The sequence below is a fragment of the Paenibacillus sp. FSL L8-0641 genome (assembly GCF_038006265.1).
Taxonomy (GTDB): Bacteria; Bacillota; Bacilli; order Paenibacillales; family Paenibacillaceae; genus Paenibacillus; species Paenibacillus polymyxa_D.
Genome location: NZ_JBBOUW010000001.1, coordinates 422301 through 442500 on the forward strand (window position 1 = coordinate 422301; position 20200 = coordinate 442500).

The window sequence follows — 20200 nt, forward strand, 5'->3', positions numbered from 1 at the left end:
TATGGCGTAACATAAAAATAGCCCCCCGAACCGTAGCTTTGGTTATAATACGGCTCGGGAGGCTTTTCTATTGTTAGTTAATCAGCGAAGCTTTTTGTAAAAGCCCGTGCAGTACCTTGGCGGATGCCTCACGGGTTGTAGGTGCATTCGGCTGGAAGTAGGAGGAGCCTTTAATCGCTTCCCCGTTGATGATGCCTGCTGCACTTACTTTTTCAATACTGTCCTTGGCGTAGCCTGCAAAGGATGAAGCATCATGGTACGGTGTGCGTGCAGGGCCATCGGCTGCTGCTTTGATTTGAAGCAGATCTACAGCTTTACCCAGCACGACAGCAATTTCTTGACGACTGATATTAGCGTTCGGATCAAACTTGTCGCTACTGCGACCCGTAATCAATCCAGCTTCATAAGCGGCTGCCACATCGCCGGAGTACCAGCTACCTGCCGGGATATCACTGAATGGTCCAGCAGTACCTGGTGTCAGGCCGAGTGCTCGGGTTACCAGGGCTGCAAATTCTGCACGTGTCACGTTTTTCTTCGGTGAGAAAGTCGTGTCGGTCGTGCCGTTAATCAGCAACTTGTTTGCCAGCGATTGAATTTCGGATTGGGCATACGACGATGAGATATCTTCAAAGCTAACGGGACGTGTCGCCGCTGCATACGTCGAGAAGCCCGGACGGCTTACCTTGACGACGGTAGATCCATCAGCCTGCTTGGTGAAGACGGATGGAACGGGATAAACATTTCCGTTTGCCGTATAGAGTACACCGGCTGTATTAGAATCAATTTGACCAGGTACGGTAAAGGATCTGCTAATAAACTGTCCTGGAGCAACTTTGAGCGATTGACTCTTGCCACCAGTGACAATGTTAGCTTCAAACCCTACCGGGGTGCCGATCACATTGGAGCCTTTCAACTTGCCTGTAAATGTACCGCTCGCCTCTGCCTGGCTGCTGATGATCACTTCAATGCCTGCACCAGCAGGAACATTTTTCAGAGCGGATACTGGCAAAGCCAGAGAGGAGCCTGTATTGCTTACAATCAAGCTGCTTCCTGCTGCAGCCTTGCCCAGCGTTACCAGTTGTGTGGAAGTGAGCGATGCTTTCGTCGTTTGGCCTGCTTGGCTAGTAGCCGACAGTACAATAGCTGTCGGGCTGGAACCTGCTGCTGTCACGGCAGCCTGCAAATCTGCATCGGTTACTGTCAGCGACTGTACATTATTGTTCAATGCAACGGCTGTAGTGACAGTTTTAACAGCCTGTCCTTGCTTCACTACGCTTTGAAGTGAAGGAGCAGATGTAGGAACAGGGGGGGATGTGTTCGTTGCAGCAGAAGGTGTAGTATTGCTTCTGCCGCCACCTCCACCACCTCCGCCTCCACCACTACCGCTGGATGCGGCGCTATTATCCACACGAATAGCTTTAGTGGCGGTGAACAGTTTAGGGCCATCGGTATTGCGTTCAACTTCGCCCTTTTCATTCAGTTCAGGAGAACTGACTTCCAGCTTGTACACGCCATCTTTCAAGTGTTGAATAACGGGTTGACCATTAGCATCCAGCACAGGCTTGCCATTGTCATCTAATTCCACGTAACTTCCGTCAATACCCTTAAAGGAATATACGCCTTGTTTGAGGCGAGCGTTAGCTCCTTGTTCTTTGGAAGTCGTTATTCCATCAATCAGACCGATCAATTTATCATCTACGCCGTATACATAAAGCGCGATCTGGTTGGTTTTATCTGTGGTCAGGCGGAAAGCCAAATCTGTTGAGCGCTGAACCCCTGTCCGACTTGGGTAAATAATCGGGTTGGTAACGCTCAGGTCCTGCAAGCCGAAGCCAGTTGTAGGATTTTCCTTGCCCACATGAACGACGAACGGCAGATGAAGGGTTGGCAGTCCGGCGCTTTTCAGAATAACTTCCCCTTCATATACACCTGTGGCTGCACCCGAATTTGGTTGTACAGACAGGAAGAACGGTTGCGATTTACCCGGTTCTGCCGAAATTGCTCCATTCGCGCCAACACCTTGCAACTGAACGGCAATGTTGCTCACGTCAGGTGTAGCAATCGGCTTAGTTGGATCAGAGGTTACATTATCATGTAACACGGTGCTGGCTTCATATTGCACAGTGTTAGCCGACAAGTTTTTGAGTTGAAGCTGAATCTGCTTCGCATCACTACCAGGTCGTAACACCCCGAAGCTGGCGGAAGGATTGTAATTCACAACCTCCTGCCGATTAAAGTTTTTGTCGAGAATCGTAATCTTTTCGACGGTTTCCAGCAGGGCTGGCGTCTGAATCGCATTAGCGATGTTTACAAGGCCTGCACCTTGGGAATACACATCATATTGGATTTTATCCTCATCAAAGAGTGTAACCGAAGTGTTTGCCAGAGCAGCGCGGATATCAAACGGTGTCCAGTTCGGATGTTGCTGCTTCAGCAACACGGCAAGTCCAGCCACATGCGGAGATGCCATACTCGTTCCGTTGCTGCGTTTGTAAGCTTGCTCATAGGATGCATCCGGATAGAACTTGGCGAAGGCAGGGTAGGTTGACATGATGCTAACCCCTGGTGCGCTCACGTCCGGCTTGATGCTCAGCAGTTCATCGCCATTGGGTCCGCGGGAGCTAAATCCGGCCATGGTATTACCAGGATTGTCAGTACGATGATACTCTTCTCCAAAAGCAATAAAGAATTTTTGTTTGTGGTTTTGGCTTTCAATGATTTGTCTTGCCAGTGCTCTACCTTCTTTTCCTGTCATGTCAAAGGTAGGGATATAATCTACATTGTCTCCTTGATTCGAATTAATGTAACCATCGTAACCAGGGATAGCTTCACTCAGATTGGCTCGTGTGCTGTCGCCAGATTTCGCTTGACCATTAAAAATAATAATAGCCTTTGCACCATTTTGTTGTGCGTTTGCGATCTTGTCTACGAAGCCCAAGACGCCACGCGATACGATCACAACCTTATCTTTTACATCTTTAGAAGTGAAATCATCTGGATATCCCAAATTGGCATAAACCAATTCCAATGGTTCTGTCCCCATAATAGAAGAAAAATCCTCATGAAAAGTTTGCCAAGCCATCATATTAAAATTGTAATAGGTATCTGATGTAACTGTTAAAGGCTTTTCATCATTACCATAGGTTACAAGATTGACGGATGCTTTATTTGAATAGCTATGGCTCGGGGAAGTGGCTGCACCGACGGAAATCGCCAGCTGGGATGTTGCGGGAGAACCCATGGAATAAAAGTAGGGTCCTTGTTGGGCCGCATTACCATTCGCTATGACCGCGACTACGCCGGAAAGTACAGCATTATTAATAGCAATGGAATCCGGGGAGTTCGGGTCCTTTTCGGAATCCGAGCCCAGCGACAGGTTAATGACGTTCATACCATCTTTGACAGCACGTTCAATACCATCAATGACCTGTGCGGAGGAACCGGAGGAGCGACCCGTCTTGGTATTGCGTCCAAGCACTTTATACACGTATAAGTCCGATTTATAGGCAATACCCTTTTGCACAATATCCGAGGATTTATTGGCGGCTTTACCAGCAATTGTGCCAGAGACGTGAGTACCATGTGTCGTTCCGCTAAAACCTGTGCCGAATGGATCATTCTCCTTTTCGAGGAACGGTTCCTCGTAAGGGTCGTTGTCCTGTTCAAAAGAGTCATATCCGCCTTTGTAGGCTTCTTTCAAGTCCGGATGCTCATAATCGATACCGGTATCAATAACCCCGACCTTGATTCCCGCGCCATTCAATCCTTTGGCCCAGGCTTCAGGAACACCAATCTGGTCCAGCGGTGCGTTATCATAAGTGGCTTCACTGGCTGTAAGTGTTGGCGGGTCCTGTACGGGGATGGAATAATACGTTTTGTTTTCATGAATGGATTTTACGCCTGGCAGTTTAGCCAGTTCTGGAATCTTATTGGCTGGCAGTGTGACCTCCAAGCCGTTAAGCACCGTGTTGTACTGGTAATTCACCTGAAGAGAAATACCATGCTCAGCGGCTTGGTCTACGAACGTAGTTTGCTCAGTGGCAATCGCGGATTCCGCTTTTTGCTCAGATTGAGCTGTAAAAGCTTGGACGCCTGAACGTGCTGCATATTTGTCCACGGCTAAGGGCTCACCATCAAGCTGTACGATGACTCTGACCTGACGGGAAGAATCTGTGCTGAGCTCTGGCGAAATGAAGGCCGGAGCCGCCTCAATAGTCAATGCTTGCTGAGCTTCCAGAAATGAGTTGATTTGCAGATCTGCGCTAGCAGCAGAACTGACAGACGGCAGAGACAAGCTTACCGTCAAGGCAAGAGCGAGTGATACGACAGGTATTTTTTGCAAAATGATCGGCTTTTTCAAAGATTTCCCTCTTTTCAATCAAAATATGATATCTCTACATACTAGGATTTGAAGCCACTGCCGTTATTCTCACGCCTCCCTTAATATCTAAAATAATAGAATTGACCACTGGTGACTAACTTGCCAGTTTTGAGGCATATCTTACCATATTGGTGGGATATATTACTATATGTTTTTTATATTTTTAAAAAAAATAAGGTTAACATTACATGTAGATTCCATGGAAATGTTATGAATTTACTAGATTATTTTTGAAAACAATCGAAGAGGAATGGGAGAATGCGAGATTTAATGATATAATCTGCATTGGAATTGTTGAGGTTTCACAATCATGTAAAATGCCTAAGGCAAAGGAGTCGATTATGTTGGCAAAAACATTGATTTTCGGGCATAAAAATCCGGATACGGATACCATTTGCTCAGCTATTGCTTATGCAGACTTAAAAACCAAACTGGGCGCGGACGTAGAGCCGGTTCGTCTGGGCGAGGTGAACGGGGAAACGCAGTATGCACTGGATTATTTCAAAGTGAGCGCGCCACGTCTGGTTGAGCAGGTTGCTGCTGAAACGGACAACGTCATTCTGGTCGATCATAATGAACGCCAGCAAAGCGCCGCTGATATTGACAAGGTACGTGTAACTGAAGTCATCGACCATCACCGGATCGCTAACTTTGAAACAAGCCAGCCGTTATACTTCCGCGCTGAGCCAGTGGGTTGCACAGCCACCATTTTGAACAAGCTCTACAAGGAAAATGGTGTAGCAATTCCGAAAGATATCGCAGGTCTAATGTTGTCCGCGATTATTTCCGATTCTCTGTTGTTTAAATCCCCAACCTGCACGGATCAAGACGTAGCTGCTGCTCGTGAACTGGCTGAAATTGCTGGTGTGGATGCAGATCGTTACGGATTTGACTTGCTTAAAGCGGGAGCTGACTTGAGTGGTCATACCATTGAACAGTTAGTAAGTCTGGATGCCAAAGAATTTCAGATGAATGGTCGCAAAGTGGAAATTGCTCAAGTGAACGCAGTAGACGTAAACGATGTGTTGTCCCGTCAAGCTGATCTGGAAGCTGCATTGGCCCAAACCATTGAAGCTAAAAATCTTGATCTGTTCTTGTTCGTCGTAACAGACATTGTGAACAGTGATTCCATTGGTATTGCGCTGGGAAGCCAAGCCCAGGCAGTTGAAAAAGCCTATAATGTTCAGTTGGACGACAATAAGGCTGTTCTGAAAGGCGTCGTATCGCGCAAATCGCAAATTGTACCTGTATTGACTGACGCTTTTAACAGTTTGTAATGATAAATAATAAGCCTCCTGAACCCGACTGCATAATGGCAGTGGCAGCAGGAGGCTTATTTTTATTTCTTCAGTTCTGCCAGACGTCTCCGATGCGGAACTCAAATGCCAATTTCAACTTCAGCGCTGCCCATCATGAAACCGCTACCATGAAAAATGAAGAATACAGGGAGTGGATGATCCTTTCTTTCCGATGTACTTTGGGAGAATACGAAGGTTTGAAATCGGACGCAGCACCCATTCTGCCAGCAGATATGCGGGCAAGTTTGACGAACAGTTTTTGCCTCAGTCTTCGCACCATTTTTCTCTCTTCTCTCTGGAGTCGGTTAGACGCGAACCTTTGACATCTTCAAACGCAGAACGTACGCGTGACAAATAGGTTTGGAACTGACAGATTTCCGACTCACTAAAGTCTGACATCAGACGTGAAGCCAGCCCTACGAAAAAGGGATCCATCTGTTGAATTTTACTTTTTCCTTTATCGTTCAGGGACACGAACACTCCCCGCTTGTCATTGGGATCGTCATATTTATTAATGAATCCCTCTTGTTCGAGAGAAATAACCATGGAACTGATTGCTGCCCGGCTTACACCCATCTTTTCAGCCAAAGCAGAAGGAGAAGACATTTCATCTCTTTGTGCTGAAAGTACACAAAGCGCGATATATTGCCCGTAGGAGAGACCAAATTCACGTGAACGCTTCTCCATGTTTTTACGTATTTCATAAGTTATGGAAAATAAATCTACCAAAACACCAATTGGTTTATTGCCACCTGGAAAGAGATTATAGGCCAGTTGACGAATTTCGGAGTCCAAAAAAAAGAACATGCGATCCACCTCGATGTAGTTAATTAGTTAACTGTAATTTAATTAACCACTGGTTGCAATGATTTATACAAACTTTGTTCCGCATTTTTTGAAAATATATCTGTAAAACGTCACATCCAGGGGCCGATACACTGATCGAGGTCCTGATTCACAAAGGCTTGTATGGAGGGCTGACGCAGGGTACGTCCTTCTTGCCACCGCCACTCACTATATTGAACCTTGGCGGTATACATGGGTTGCACCCAAAACGCATCTTGATGCCGATCCGGTTTATTGCTAAAGGGTCGTTCCGATATGGTATGTGGTAGCAGGCGCTCGGTAAGCTGACGCCAATCTTCCCGAGTCAGCTTGCCCGTACCCACATGCCCGATATAGCGCAGCATTCCTTGTTTATCATATTGGCCCAGCAACACAGCGTTGATAATGCCTCCGTTCAGGGTATAGCCACCGATAACGGCAATGATATCGCCATAATTTTTGACCTTGAGCCATCGTCCGTCCTTTCCGCCCAATGTGTACGGACTATCCAGCTTTTTACACACAATACCTTCCATTCCTTGGCTGCACATAACCTGAAATAGAGCTTGTCCATCAGGATGAGCGGGAGCCAGTTGAATCCGTTCATTCGGTATGATGATCTGATGCAGCAGTTCAAGCCTTTCCTGTAACGGTTTAAGATGAACCCACTCCCCGTTCAGATAAATAATATCAAACAACATGTAAGTAGCAGGCACAGCTTCATAGGCTGACTGAATTCGATCCGTCCGACGAATCAGATCCCGTCGCATAATTTCATGGAACGATGGTTTACCGTCGGCACCGAGTGCGATCATTTCCCCGTCCAATATGACCGAATCAGCCTTGCAGTAGGAGGGGAAGAGAGCAAGCTCCGGGTATAAAAGCGTTCGTTCGTGCTGTTTGCGGTTGAACAGGCGTGTGCTGCCCTGGTTGTGATACGTCAAAATTCTCGTACCGTCCCATTTTATTTCGTAACGCCAAAGGCCTGTTGCATCTACAGGTACTTTTTCGCTCAGTTCCGGTTCAAACGGGATGACGGGTTTTATTTCTGTACGCAACGCAGCACCTCCCTTGCCTTTATATGAATAAATATAGTGTCGACGATAGATCTTATTTTATGTATCAGGATTTTGCAAAATTTGATTCCAGTCGCTCCGAAGTGCAAGATATAGACGAACTAAACCATTTCGATCTATATCTTGTTCATTGGAAGTCGCTTATGGGATTTTTGCAAAATCCTCGTATGTGATGTTTCTCTGATCCCTAAATAGGGGAATGATAAGAATATCTAGCGTCGGCATGAAGTGATTGCATTAATTCGTTAGCATGAGTTTTACGGGATTTTCTTCAGTCAGAAAGGGGATTGGTCTCATGAGACAAATTCGCGAGGAGGACCATGCAGTAGTCATGGTGGATGATGGACAGGTAGTTGCAGAAGTAGGTTATAAATCCGTAGATGACCACTCATTGGTCATTGACCATACATTTGTATCCGAGCAGTTACGGGGTCAAAAAATTGGCAAGGAGCTCATCGACAGAGTGGTTGAGATGGCAAGAAATCAGCATAAAAAGGTTATCCCTGCTTGCTCGTACGCACTTGCTCTGTTCAAGCGCCATAAAGAATACAGTGACGTGTGGCAGCAATGAATATGGATCATCAAGGCTGCTTAACTGCATAACCGACACAACACCGGAGTGGGTAATCAGACTCTTCCGGTGTTTTTTTGTGTGCATAAAGCTTTTAAAAAGAATGCATTCTACCGTTGATATAGGGAAACAAAGGGCTCTCCTCAAATGTTGAAGCACATTTCTTGCCGGATGGCTGTGAAATTGTTCATACTGTTGTCACTTCACAGGCTAACTATGAGTTCTATATAATATATTATGGTTATGACCGCAAAAATAATGAAAACCTGAATTTAAACGAAGGAGACGCTCATGATGAATAAAGCGAGTGAGGACAAGCAGTACGTTCCAACGAGCAATCGTAATTTTACAACCTTGATTATCACCGTTTCCATTATAGCCAACGTGATTATTTTGCTGCTATTCTTTTCGCCGATCGGATACCAGGGGAGTGTCAGTTTTGATCTCACTATTTTCCCAAGGTTGAATGCGATTTTTAACAGCTTCACGTTTATTTTCCTGGTGGCTGCATTGGTTGCTATTTTCAAGAAGAACATCAAGGTGCATAAAACCTTTATTCTGCTGGCCTTTGCCAGTACCGTTTTATTTTTATTTTCCTACCTGACCTTTCACTACATTTCGCCGGAAACTGCAAAATATGGCGGTGTGGGTATCCTTCGTCCGATTTACTTTACATTGTTGATTTCGCATAGCATACTGGCTGCAATTATTGTACCGCTGGCACTGTTCACGGTTGTATGGGGATGGACGATGCAGGTAGCAAAACATCGTAAGATTGCGCGCTGGACGATGCCAATTTGGCTATATGTGAGCTTGACCGGGGTACTGGTGTACGTTTTCATGGCCCCATACTATTAATAGATGTGAACCCTTTGATGGGTTGATTTAGGGAAATGGCGTCTCTGCTGAAGAGGCGTCTTTTTTGTATCCAATAAAAGAAAAATTATTCCTTCTAAATTTATTTTATTAAAAAAACGTTCCTTCTATAACGGTATTTCTGCTATAATTTGCCTTAATCAACTAAGAACAAGGGGGTCACCATGTGACAAAGAAAGCGAAAGGCAGGTTACGGTTGCTTGTATCTATGCTGGCGCTGGTTGTACTGCTGAGCAGCTGCGGTGGTGGAGGATCAAAGTCGGAAAAGGTTGACGGAGGGAAAGTAACACTGCAATTTTGGACCATTGCACTACAACCTACATTTACCCCGTATTTCAATCGGGTGATTGCCGATTATGAGCAGAAGAACCCCAATGTCAAAATTGACTGGAAGGATTACCCTTATGACGCAGTAACCAACAAGCTGTTGACAAGTATCGCTAGCAACAGCAGTCCGGATGTAGTTAATCTCAATACAGAATTTGCTAGCCAAATGGGCTCCAAGGGTGCTGTTGTTGATATGAATGAGCATTTGTCACCCGAGGAAAAGGCTGCTTATTTCGAGGGTATTTATAATTCCACAGTCATTAACGGTAAAGCTTATGCGCTACCCTGGTATACCGGTACAGAAGTACTTTACATGAATACAAAGCTGGTCAAAGCCGCCGGATTGGATCCTGCTCATCCGCCCAAAACCCGGGAGGAATTGTCTGAATGGGGCCGTCAGATCAATAGAAAAATTGGCAAGGCAGGCTATGCTCAGCAGCTTGTATCCAAGCTTTTCGCTGTGGACGGCATTCCTATCCTAAATAAAGAAAAGACAGCGGCGGCGTTCAATACACCAGAAGCAGTCACCATGATTGATAATCTAAAAAAACAGATGGAAGATGGCGTTGTACTCAAGGAAGACGCTGACTTCTCACAACAAGTGAAATATTATGCCGGCGAGCAGGTTGCTTTCGAGCTGGCAGGCCCCACGTTCATCAATTTTATCAAAACGGCAGCGCCAGACGTTTATAAGAACACAATTGCTGTCCCTGTCCCAACTGGCAAAGCCGATGTGCGGCTCTCCAACTCTATGGACTTGGTCGTACCTGCTAAGTCTGTACATGTGGACGAAGCAGTGAAATTTGCTGTTTTCTTGACAAACGCAGAGAGTCAAACTGCTTTTTCTAAAGCGGCGAATACACTACCTTCCACGAAAGACTCCATTAAGGATCCATATTTTACTCAGTCTGACAAATCATTAGAAGCACAAGCCAAGGTAGTATCCGCGCAAAGTTTGGATAAGGCGACAGATTATATGGTTGGTGTGCCCAATGCCAAAGATGTGAATAGTGCCATCGCGCGAGCCTTGCAAAATATTTTATTGAACGGAAGAGATACGAAGGAGACGCTAACTGCTCTGGAGCAGGAAGTAAACGATATTTTAAAGCAATAGGTTTGACAGGGGGGAGTGAATACTCCCCTGTTCATTTATCGAAATCAGGTGGTGATGCAGCATGATCAAATGGTTGAGGTCGGAGTCTTTTACGGCCTGGGCTTTTATGACGCCGGGACTGTTATTGCTTGCCGTCTTTGTATTTTGGCCTATTATTTACAGCATTCCGCTGGCATTGACAGACTACTCTGTCATATCAGATACCCATTTTGTCGGTTTGAATAATTTTGAAGCGGCGTTTAAGGACCGTAACTTTCTTATTTCGATTTGGAACTCATTGTTGTACGTGCTCATTGTCCCCTTTCTCCAAATTTTCTCCATCCTGATGGCCGTGCTTGTGAACAGCCGTATTCCGGGAATCAAAATATTCCGCACGACCTACTACATCCCTGTTGTGACTTCAATGGTAGCTGTAGCCTTAATTTGGAGCTGGCTGTTGGGCAATAACAGCGTAGTGAACTACTTGCTCATACAGATCGGCCTGATTAGCAAAGACATACACTGGTTATCGGACAGCAACTTGGCCTTGTATGTACTGATGTTCATCACAATGTGGAAGGGACTCGGGTATTATATGATGCTCTATCTGGCTGGATTACAAAACATTCCTCAAGATCTGTACGAAGCCGCTAGAGTCGACGGTGCAAGCCGATGGCGTCTGATTGTTCATATTACTCTTCCACTGCTAAGACCTTACGTTCTGTTCTGTACCCTTATATCACTCATGTCAGCTATCCGCGTATTTGATGAAGTATATGTACTAACCAAGGGTGGACCGGGAACGGCCACGTTGACATCGAGCTTGTATATTTTTCAAAAGGGGATGGAGCAGTTTAATTTTGGGTATGCTTCGGCGCTTGGCTTAATTGTCGGTGCAATGATTGCCGTACTTAGTATTATCGTATTCCGATTCAATAGGAAAGGTGGTGTCAATCCCTATTGATGAATCTAAAGGATGACAAATCGCTATGCTCATCTCTTCCTAAAAAGGAAAGTAGCCGTATCATGCGCAGTCTCGCCCGAATGCTGAGAATGACGGTCATCTACATGCTTCTAGTGCTACTCGCCCTCTTTTTAATGGGACCGTTCCTCTGGCTGCTCAGCGTATCCCTCATGCCAGGCCGTAACATTTTTTCAACGCCGCCCGCTATTTTTCCGACCTTTATTAATTTCGACAACTATGTTCAGGTGTGGCAGTTCATGAATTTCCCGAAATATATGCTGAATACGGTCATCATTACGGTGTTGGGCGTTGTGCTCAATGTGGTACTCGCCAGTCTGACAGGATATCCCTTGGCTGTGTTTCGTTTTAAGGGTAAAAATCTGGTGTTTACGCTGCTGATTGCCACGATGATTATTCCTTCCTACACCGCATTTATTGTGCATTATCTGACCATTCAAGGGCTTCATCTGGGCAATACATATTTGGGTGTAGTGTTGCCTGGGGCAGTCTCCGTGTTCAACATTTTTCTGATGCGACAGACATTTATTCATATTCCCACCGATGTACGTGATTCCGGTAAAATGGACGGCGCTTCGGAGTTTCGAATTTGGTGGCAGCTGGTGCTTCCGCTGGTCAAGCCAGCGCTTGCTGTAATTTCTCTGTTGGAGGCGATGTCGTTCTGGAACAGCTTTCTGTGGCCTATCGTTATTTTGAACGATACGGAGCTATATCCGCTAGCAGCTGCGCTCACGTATCTCAACGGTCAATTTGCCTATAACTTCGGCTGGATTGCTGCCGGCACAATGATTTCGGTACTGCCGATCATTATATTGTTCCTGTTTACACAGCGCTACTATATGGAAGGTTTGGCGGGAGCGGTAAAAGGATAGCCAGTAGTCACGGCTACGAAGAGCCTGTGAATGGAAGGAGACGATTGCGATGGAACTGTCCGAAGGAACGGGGCCTTATTCGAGTGTAGGGCTAGCACCGCAGGAGATTCAATATTATTTTCGTGATGTGTATGACAGCGGGGAAAGGCTGGTTATCTCCGAACCGCGACTGATCTGTGAACTGTCCTCTCGCTTTGCAATGAATCAGGAGTATGAAGGTGTGCTGGACCCTGAGGGACCGATCAAGCTTATTGTGCCTCCAGGGCCGGGTGTACCGACTGAAACACGGGGAAGCGTGCAGTTGGTGCTCGAATATGACGGAATGCTTGCTGCAGACGGATATCGGTTGGACATTCAGAAGGACGGGCGGATTGAAATTCATGCTTCCAATAAAAGAGGGCTCAAATACGGTATGGATGCCCTGCATCTCCTGCTTCAAGTGGAACAGGAGCGATGTACTCTGCCGGTGATGTCTATTCGGGATGAGCCTTCCTTCCCGGTCAGAGGAATTATTGAGGGCTTCTATGGGAAACCGTGGAGTTTCGCGGATCGGCTGGATGCCGTCCGTTTTATGGCTACGCATCGGATGAACACATTCATGTATGCCCCCAAGGATGATCCATATCATCGTGAGCTATGGAGAGAGCCGTACCCTGAGGATACGTTTGCCCAGATTTGCGAATTAAAGGAAGCCTGCGAACGGCATGAGGTTGATTTCCATTATTGTATCAGCCCAGGGAACGACCTGAGCTTTGGCAGTGATGAAGACTTCCTTAAATTGACTGAAAAGCTGGCGGCCGTGATTGCGATTGGCGTACGTCATTTTTCTGTGTTAATGGATGACATTGACTACGTACTCAAAGGGGGAAATCGACATTTGCTGGGCCGCTCGGGTCACGCTCATGTCTTTTTGACGAACAAGGTGCATGCATGGCTAGCTGAACGACTGCCTGAATTTACGCTGACGGTCTGTCCTTCGGAATATTGGTCATATTGGGATACCGAATACAAAAAGGATTTCCGTGAGCGGCTGCATCCGGAGATTAAGGTGTTCTGGACCGGGTACTTTGTTTTTGCTCCACAGATTAGTCGCGAGCACGCCGCTGATAATCATGCATTCTTCGGGCATGAGCTGTGGCTGTGGGATAACATCCCGGTGAATGATTGTGACCATGATCGGTTATTCCTTGATCCGCTGCGCGGACGATATTCCGGGCTACCAGACTGTGGACATACCGGTATGGTGGCCAACCCGATGAATCAGTGGGAATGCTCCAAAGTGACGCTCATTACGATGTCCCACTATATGTGGAACAGTGAACGGTATATGCCTGAGCGATCTTGGGAATGGGCTGCGCAGGAGTTAGTGGGAGAGCGTGCGGATGAATTGATGTTTTTTTGTCGTCAAAACAGGAACAGCCGACTAGGCGGCAACGCGTATGAGGACGTGGACCTTGCTTTGCAAATGCGCGATATCCCTGCGCTGGATATGTACTTTGAGCGGCTGCTTCAGGCCGTGAGCGTCCTACGGAGCGTGCCTGCCGGTGATCCAGCAGCAGGATTCGTGTCCCAGGCCGCACCGTGGCTGGAACGTGCCGAGCTGGATGCGAGCCTGTGGCAGGTGCTGCGTCAAGCTGCACTCAGCAGCGAGCGACAGGACGATGCACAGTCGGGGGAGAGCGGCACGCCGAGGGAAGCTGTTGACGAGCAAGAGCCGTCACCTCTGACAGACGAAATCGTAGGAGAACTGCGAAGCGGTATCACTGCTTGCTTAGAAGCGGAGGCTCGGCTGGGTAGCAATCCGGCGATCCGTGCTGCTGCGCAGTGGGGTTATGTCGATCAGGACGAACAAGGAAAATATCGGCTGATTTTGTGAGTATTTGCGCTGGATTAAGCAACCAAGGTAGCATAGCTGCCCTGAAAATAATCATTTGCCGTTAGGATAACGGTAATTTTCAGGAGAGGTGGAACGTATGGTGAAGCCCAAAACCCGATTACTTTTTATACCGCTGGATGAGCGGCCCTGTAATTATCAATTTCCTTATTTACTGGCACAGGGTACAGACTTTGAGATGGAGCGGCCCCCATTAGAATGGATGGGACAAAAGAAAACCCCTGGCGATACGACCAGACTATGGGCATGGCTCGAAGAACGCGCAGCGGCGGCTGATGGAGCCATTGTTGCGATGGATACGTTGCTGTACGGAGGAATCGTACCTTCTCGACTACACAGTATGTCGAGCGAGCAGGTCAAAGATAGAGTGAATCGGCTTCGCAGGCTAAAACAGCTATATCCGCAACTGACCCTGTATGCATTTCAACTGATTATGCGCTGTCCGCAATATTCTTTGGCTGATGAAGAACCGGATTACTATGCCGATTGGGGTCGTGAGATATTCAGAAAGGGATTCATTGAGCATCGTCAGGAGCTGGGGATTGCTACCGCAGAAGAGTTACTCGAATTAGCTGATATCAACGAGCGTCTGCCAATGGAAATACTGGATGATTACCTGGGGCGTCGCCATGTGAATTTGGAGGCCAATGAAGTTGCGCTGGATCTCGTAGCAGAAGGTATCATTGATTTTATGATCATCCCACAGGATGATTCGGCTCCCTACGGCTATACCGCCAAGGATCAGCAGCGGCTAAGAAGTCGTATTTCTGAGCTTGGGCTGGATTTGAATGTATACATGTACCCGGGGGCAGATGAAGTGGGTTGTACGTTGCTGGCTCGTTGGGTTAACAAGATGAATAATGTAGTCCCACGGGTGTATCCCCGATTGTCTGCTTTGCAGGGGGCATTCGTAGTACCGCTTTTTGAAGATCGCTATTTTTACGAAACCTTAAAATATCAGATTATGGCGGCAGGTGGGCTGATCGCTTCCTCAGCAACGGAGGCTGATTTGATTTTGTTGGCTAACACACCTGGTGACACGATGGCAGAGGCTTCATCCCAGCAGCGTGCAATGACCGGATATGACGTACATCGGAATGTAGTAGAGCTGGTTGAGTACGGTTCTTATATGCTGCAATATGCAGGTCAAAATGTTGCAGTTGCTGATGTGGGCTACGCCAACGGCGCAGATCTCAAGCTACTTAGACTATTGAAGCAAAAAGGACTGCTTTTTAAGCTGGCGGGTTATGCAGGCTGGAATACCAGTTCTAACACGCTGGGCACCGTCATTGCCCAGTCCATGCTGTATACCCACTATGGCTCTACGGAGGAACATTTGGATTTTCTGTCGCTGCGCTACGCCGAGGATGCCTGTTATTGCGCTGTGGTACGTACGGCTATGAATAACGGAATTGTGGAGCAGATGGGTTTTACCAAGTTTATGCTCGATGGACCGAGAGGCTCGGTAGCTGCGGTTATTCGCGGACGGCTGGAGCAGGCGCTCAATGAATATGTAAACGGGCCGGAAGGCCGCGTGGAAATTATAGATTGCTACATGCCGTGGAACCGCACCTTTGAAGTCGCATTAACCGTACGGCATCATGCTGAGAAGAGAGGGTGATTCCTATGGGAATGGAAGGTGTATTATCCAAAGTTCAGCACGGACTGATCGTGTCCTGTCAGGCGCTACCAGGCGAACCGTTACATGGAGCAGATTCTATGGTCAAAATGGCGCTTGCCGCACAGCAGGGTGGAGCTGTGGCGATTCGCGCCAATGGCGCATCGGATGTACGTGCGATTAAACAGGCAATTTCTCTACCAGTGATTGGCTTGATTAAGCGGGATTATGATGATTCTGATATTTACATTACGCCTACCCTTCGTGAAATGGAGGAATTGGTGGAGGCAGGCGCGGATATCATTGCGCTGGATGCCACATTACGACCGCGCCCAGCGGGATGCAAGCTGAAGAGGCTCATAGATTATGCCCATGAACAGGGAGTCACTTCTATGGCAGATATATCGACACTGGAGGAGGCACTTCATGCGGCCTCCCTTGGCGCAGACTGCGTATCCACCACGTTATCCGGGTATACGCCGTACTCTGCTCAGATTGAGGGTCCTGATCTGGAGCTGGTTCGGAGAGCGTCGGAACTGGTTCCCGTTCCTTTAATTGCAGAGGGCAAAATCTATGATCCAGCGCAGGTTGAGGAAGCATTCCGAATGGGAGCACATGCAGTGGTTGTAGGCTCGGCGATTACCAGACCCCAATTGATTACGCAGCGGTTTGCCGATGCCGCAAGGAAGGCAGTGAATTGCATCTATGGAGATGAACGACCGAATTAAAACGTATTATCCTTCATTAACGAAATCGGAGCAGAAAGTTGCCTTGTGCGTACTGGAGCATCCCGCAGACATCATATATTTCTCTGTGACGGAGCTGGCGGATTTTGCAGGTACAGGCGAAACGACCGTCATGCGCTTTTGCCGGAAGATTGGTTTTAAAGGTTATCAGGATTTCCGACTGTCCCTAGCGCAAAACCAGACTTATCGTAAAACTGATATGGGCGAGGAGAACATCGACCCAGATGACGAACAAGATATTACGCGTACGGTGTATCACAACATGCTCGATATTTTGCACTCCAGTATGGGGCTGCTGGACCATTCAGAGCTTGGTCGTGCGATTGCGAGTCTAGATCAAGCGGGCTATGTTCAATTTTTCGGCGTAGGTGCTTCGGGGATTTCCGCGCAGGATGCTAAAAACCGTTTCTTACGGATCGGGCGTCGCGCCGAGGCTGTGGCAGACGGACATATTCAGTCGATGATGGCGGTGTCCATGAACCCGGGTGATGTGGCTATCGGCATTAGTGTATCAGGAAGTACGCTGGATACGAACGATATGCTGTATAAAGCCAAGCAAAACGGTGCAACTGTTATCGCAATTACAAATTATGCGAAATCACCCATTACCTCCATTGCAGATATCGTGTTGCTAACAGCGGGCAAAGAAGCGCCGATAGAAGGTGGTTCAATCGGTGCTAAAATCTCACAACTATTCGTGATTGACCTCATCTGCGAAGGGCTTGCTCGCAAGCACACGAGTCACACCAAACAGATGAAGGAAAAAACAGCGAGGGCCGTTATTGAACGAAGCTATTGAGATTTTTCAGTTGTGAATTGAAAACTTGCGCTCTGACAGTTCAATGACTTGTGTTTGTGCTGCTTATGAATGGCTATTTCATGTATTGCAATTAATAGAAGGTTTGTACAAAGAGCTAGTAAGCTTTTATGTGGGGCAACAAGGAGGTTGGTGTGGTGGCAGCTGCTGTGAACAGAGTCATTGGAATCGATATTGGGGGCACATCGGTGAAGGCCGCCATAGTGGGACGGGATGGATCGGTGCTCGATGAAATCCGGCTGGATACGGACGCTTCCCGTGGACGTGAATGGGTGTTGTCGCAGGTGTCAGAATCTGTGCTCGGACTGTTGCGTTCTTTTGGAGATACCAGCCTCGGTGCCCATATAGATGTAGGCGCTCTTGGCATTGCTACTGCTGGCAGAGTAAATGTGGAGAGCGGCGAAGTTGTGTATGCCACAGATAACCTACCTGGCTGGCAAGGTACATCCTTAGTAACATGGGCTAGGGAAAAACTGGCTTTACGAGCGGTTGCTGATAATGATGCGAACGCCGCTTTACTTGGAGAAGCGTGGCAGGGAGCGGGGAAGGGCAAGCGACGCTTGGTGATGCTCACGTTGGGAACAGGTGTCGGAGGTGCATATATGGAAAATGGCCTCTTGTGCAGAGGGGCTCATTGGAGCGGCGGTGATTGGGGGCACAGTATTCTATTCCCCGGAGGACACCCCTGTAATTGCGGAAGAAAAGGGTGCGCCGAGCAATATGTATCGGGGAGCGCCCTCTTACGTCGAGGTAGGGAACACGTCGGTAAATTGTACCGCTCAGGAAACGAGATTGTGAAAGAGGCCGTTCACGGTAACCAGGAGGCAATTCAGGTGCTGGATGATTACACCGCAGATTTAGCTGTACTTCTAGCTAACATCTCAGTGACTCTTGATCCTGAGAGGATCATTGTAGGCGGAGGAGTACCGGACACGGGAGAGGTCTGGTGGCCCATGCTGGAAAAGCATCTCCACCAATTTGGAGTTCAAACGGAAGTAAGTCGGGCATTGTTGGGCAATCGCGCTGGAATTATCGGTGCTGCACGGCTTGCCTTCGAAATGACCGAGTCCTAGTACAAGAATGAAAGGGGAACGAACCATGGCGCAAAAACGGCTTGATACCGACATTGTTGTGATTGGCGGAGGCCTGGGGGGGACATCGGCAGCTCTCGCGGCGGCGAAGGCTGGCATGAGAGTCATCGTGACAGAGGAGACGGACTGGTTAGGGGGGCAGTTAACTTCACAGGCGGTTCCCCCAGATGAGCATCGATGGATCGAACAATTTGGTTGCACAGCCACATACCGTGAGTTCCGTAATCGTGTACGTGACTATTACCGTCAGAACTATCCGTTAACCGAAGAAGCTCGAAATAATCCCATTCTCAACCCTGGGAACGGTTGGGTAAGCCGTCTGGCCCATGAACCACGGGTAGCTCTGCGGGTGCTTGAAGATATGCTCGCTCCCTATTTGAATACGGGGCGCGTTCATGTATACTATCACACCGTGCCTATTGCCGTTCAGACGGATGGGGACTGTATTACTTCTGTAACTGTCCGTACCTCGAATGGCGCTGATCATAAGTGTGGATTTAGAGTGCTGCACGGAGCGTTTTATCTGGATGCGACAGAGTGTGGTGATCTCCTTCCAATGGCAGGCGTGGAGCATACGAGTGGAGCAGAGTCGCGGGCTGCTACGGGTGAGCCTCATGCACTGAAGTGTGCTAACCCTTTTGATATGCAATCTATCACACATGTGGCTGCCGTAGACTATATTCCCCAGGAAAGCTTCATTATAGAGCGGCCGCAACAATATGATTTCTGGAGAAATTATATTCCTTCCTTTTCCCGTTTTCCGATTTTGAGCTGGTTTGCTACTGACGCGGATGATACCAGTAAACTAAAACAGTTCACATTGTTTCCTAACGATCAGGGCATTGTATCCTTATGGGATTATCGTCGTATTGTAGATCCCTCGATATGGAGCAAACCGCTAAATGATGGTGAGGTAACTCTTTTAAACTGGGCACAAAATGATTATTACCTTGGGCCATTGATCGGTGTCACTGCTCAGGAGCAGGCAAAACATCGAGAAGGAGCGCGTGAGTTGACTCGTTCATTAATATATTGGCTTCAAACCGAAGCGCCCCGGTTAGATGGAGGGTTCGGCTATCCGGGAATTCGACTACGGGGTGATGTTCTCGGCACATCTGACGGTCTGGCTAAAACGGCTTATATTCGCGAGTCACGCCGAATTCAGGCCAAGTATATGATATCTGAGTTTGATGTAAGTCGTGAGCTTCGGGGAGAAGAGGGACCCAAGCGATATATAGATAGTGTAGGTGTAGGTAGCTATCATTTGGATCTTCATCCAACTACGGTATCTCAGCGAACATTCTACATCCCTAACCATCCTTATGAAATTCCATTGGGCTCACTTATTCCGGTGAGGGTGCGCAATTTACTTCCTGCCTGCAAAAATATAGGGATGACCCAAATAGCCAATGGCTGCTATCGATTGCATCCTACAGAATGGAATATAGGAGAATCATCAGGAAGTCTAGCGGCTTACTGTGTCTCCAACGAAGTATATCCCATTGAAGTGAGCCGATCAGCAGAGCATCTTGGATGTTTTCAAAATGTTCTTCTTCGCCAAGGTGTGGAACTGCACTGGCCTGCAGAGGTATTTGAGCCAGAGGAAGTCATCAGCTAATGAAGGGGCAACTAGCCCCTCGACTGATTTTAAATGAGCTGAAAGATGAGTGGATTTATTCTAAAATAAAAAAAACAAAAAAAGTGCTTGCTAAGTTGCTGGGGTTTATGATATA

The 20200-nt window shown here is 47.5% G+C and carries 15 protein-coding genes; 12 read left to right on the forward strand and 3 right to left on the reverse strand.

Annotated features, from left to right (window positions below; translation table 11 throughout):
• Positions 1–73: 73 nt before the first annotated feature.
• Entirely contained in the window at positions 74–4360 is a 4287-nt protein-coding gene (locus tag MKY16_RS01810; protein ID WP_340953877.1) for a S8 family serine peptidase, read from the reverse strand.
• 362 nt (positions 4361–4722) lie between these two features.
• Here MKY16_RS01810 and MKY16_RS01815 point away from each other — a divergent pair, with 362 nt between their 5' ends.
• Positions 4723–5658 carry a manganese-dependent inorganic pyrophosphatase gene (locus MKY16_RS01815; protein ID WP_274386410.1) on the forward strand — a complete coding sequence of 312 codons (936 nt, stop codon included), beginning with the start codon at positions 4723–4725 and terminating at the stop codon, positions 5656–5658.
• 285 nt (positions 5659–5943) lie between these two features.
• Here MKY16_RS01815 and MKY16_RS01820 read toward each other — a convergent pair whose 3' ends face one another.
• Positions 5944–6486: a MarR family winged helix-turn-helix transcriptional regulator gene (locus tag MKY16_RS01820; protein WP_029516824.1), complete on the reverse strand. Its 543-nt coding sequence runs from the start codon at positions 6484–6486 to the stop codon at positions 5944–5946.
• 110 nt (positions 6487–6596) lie between these two features.
• On the reverse strand, positions 6597–7562 hold the full coding sequence (locus MKY16_RS01825) for an ATP-dependent DNA ligase (protein WP_029516823.1): 966 nt from the start codon (positions 7560–7562) through the stop codon (positions 6597–6599).
• A gap of 313 nt (positions 7563–7875) precedes the next feature.
• Between MKY16_RS01825 and MKY16_RS01830 the strand changes: the two genes are divergently transcribed.
• From MKY16_RS01830 to MKY16_RS01880, 11 genes are all read left to right on the forward strand, one after another.
• The gene (locus MKY16_RS01830) at positions 7876–8151 is read left to right on the forward strand and encodes a GNAT family N-acetyltransferase (RefSeq protein WP_029516822.1); all 276 of its coding nucleotides are present in this window, start codon (positions 7876–7878) and stop codon (positions 8149–8151) included.
• A gap of 294 nt (positions 8152–8445) precedes the next feature.
• On the forward strand, positions 8446–9009 hold the full coding sequence (locus MKY16_RS01835) for a DUF420 domain-containing protein (RefSeq protein ID WP_029516821.1): 564 nt from the start codon (positions 8446–8448) through the stop codon (positions 9007–9009).
• A gap of 184 nt (positions 9010–9193) precedes the next feature.
• Positions 9194–10468 carry an ABC transporter substrate-binding protein gene (locus MKY16_RS01840; RefSeq protein WP_029516820.1) on the forward strand — a complete coding sequence of 425 codons (1275 nt, stop codon included), beginning with the start codon at positions 9194–9196 and terminating at the stop codon, positions 10466–10468.
• A gap of 61 nt (positions 10469–10529) precedes the next feature.
• Positions 10530–11411 carry a carbohydrate ABC transporter permease gene (locus MKY16_RS01845; RefSeq protein ID WP_029516819.1) on the forward strand — a complete coding sequence of 294 codons (882 nt, stop codon included), beginning with the start codon at positions 10530–10532 and terminating at the stop codon, positions 11409–11411.
• Positions 11411–12301: a carbohydrate ABC transporter permease gene (locus MKY16_RS01850; RefSeq protein ID WP_340957537.1), complete on the forward strand. Its 891-nt coding sequence runs from the start codon at positions 11411–11413 to the stop codon at positions 12299–12301. Before MKY16_RS01845 ends, MKY16_RS01850 begins: the two co-directional genes overlap by 1 nt.
• A 49-nt stretch (positions 12302–12350) precedes the next feature.
• Entirely contained in the window at positions 12351–14177 is a 1827-nt protein-coding gene (locus MKY16_RS01855; protein WP_340953880.1) for a protein O-GlcNAcase, read from the forward strand.
• 97 nt (positions 14178–14274) lie between these two features.
• Positions 14275–15816: a DUF4127 family protein gene (locus MKY16_RS01860; protein ID WP_340953883.1), complete on the forward strand. Its 1542-nt coding sequence runs from the start codon at positions 14275–14277 to the stop codon at positions 15814–15816.
• 5 nt (positions 15817–15821) lie between these two features.
• Entirely contained in the window at positions 15822–16541 is a 720-nt protein-coding gene (locus MKY16_RS01865) for an N-acetylmannosamine-6-phosphate 2-epimerase (protein ID WP_340953886.1), read from the forward strand.
• On the forward strand, positions 16519–17358 hold the full coding sequence (locus MKY16_RS01870) for a MurR/RpiR family transcriptional regulator (protein ID WP_340953888.1): 840 nt from the start codon (positions 16519–16521) through the stop codon (positions 17356–17358). The genes MKY16_RS01865 and MKY16_RS01870 overlap by 23 nt, the downstream gene beginning before the upstream one ends.
• 128 nt (positions 17359–17486) lie before the next feature.
• Positions 17487–18449, forward strand: coding sequence for an ROK family protein (locus tag MKY16_RS01875; RefSeq protein ID WP_340953891.1), 963 nt, complete (start codon positions 17487–17489; stop codon positions 18447–18449).
• Between the two features lie 25 nt (positions 18450–18474).
• Complete coding sequence (locus MKY16_RS01880) at positions 18475–20085, forward strand: FAD-dependent oxidoreductase (protein ID WP_340953893.1); 1611 nt, start codon at positions 18475–18477, stop codon at positions 20083–20085.
• Positions 20086–20200 lie beyond the last annotated feature (115 nt).

What these genes read in the sequence shown, in the direction of transcription:
- MKY16_RS01815 (WP_274386410.1), top strand. Translation starts at nt 4,723, where the DNA reads ATGTTGGCAAAAACATTGATTTTCGGGCATAAAAATCCGGATACGGAT.
- MKY16_RS01820 (WP_029516824.1), bottom strand. Translation starts at nt 6,486, where the DNA reads ATGTTCTTTTTTTTGGACTCCGAAATTCGTCAACTGGCCTATAATCTC.
- MKY16_RS01830 (WP_029516822.1), top strand. Translation starts at nt 7,876, where the DNA reads ATGAGACAAATTCGCGAGGAGGACCATGCAGTAGTCATGGTGGATGAT.
- MKY16_RS01835 (WP_029516821.1), top strand. Translation starts at nt 8,446, where the DNA reads ATGAATAAAGCGAGTGAGGACAAGCAGTACGTTCCAACGAGCAATCGT.
- MKY16_RS01845 (WP_029516819.1), top strand. Translation starts at nt 10,530, where the DNA reads ATGATCAAATGGTTGAGGTCGGAGTCTTTTACGGCCTGGGCTTTTATG.
- MKY16_RS01850 (WP_340957537.1), top strand. Translation starts at nt 11,411, where the DNA reads ATGAATCTAAAGGATGACAAATCGCTATGCTCATCTCTTCCTAAAAAG.
- MKY16_RS01855 (WP_340953880.1), top strand. Translation starts at nt 12,351, where the DNA reads ATGGAACTGTCCGAAGGAACGGGGCCTTATTCGAGTGTAGGGCTAGCA.
- MKY16_RS01860 (WP_340953883.1), top strand. Translation starts at nt 14,275, where the DNA reads ATGGTGAAGCCCAAAACCCGATTACTTTTTATACCGCTGGATGAGCGG.
- MKY16_RS01865 (WP_340953886.1), top strand. Translation starts at nt 15,822, where the DNA reads ATGGGAATGGAAGGTGTATTATCCAAAGTTCAGCACGGACTGATCGTG.
- MKY16_RS01870 (WP_340953888.1), top strand. Translation starts at nt 16,519, where the DNA reads ATGGAGATGAACGACCGAATTAAAACGTATTATCCTTCATTAACGAAA.
- MKY16_RS01875 (WP_340953891.1), top strand. Translation starts at nt 17,487, where the DNA reads ATGTGGGGCAACAAGGAGGTTGGTGTGGTGGCAGCTGCTGTGAACAGA.
- MKY16_RS01880 (WP_340953893.1), top strand. Translation starts at nt 18,475, where the DNA reads ATGGCGCAAAAACGGCTTGATACCGACATTGTTGTGATTGGCGGAGGC.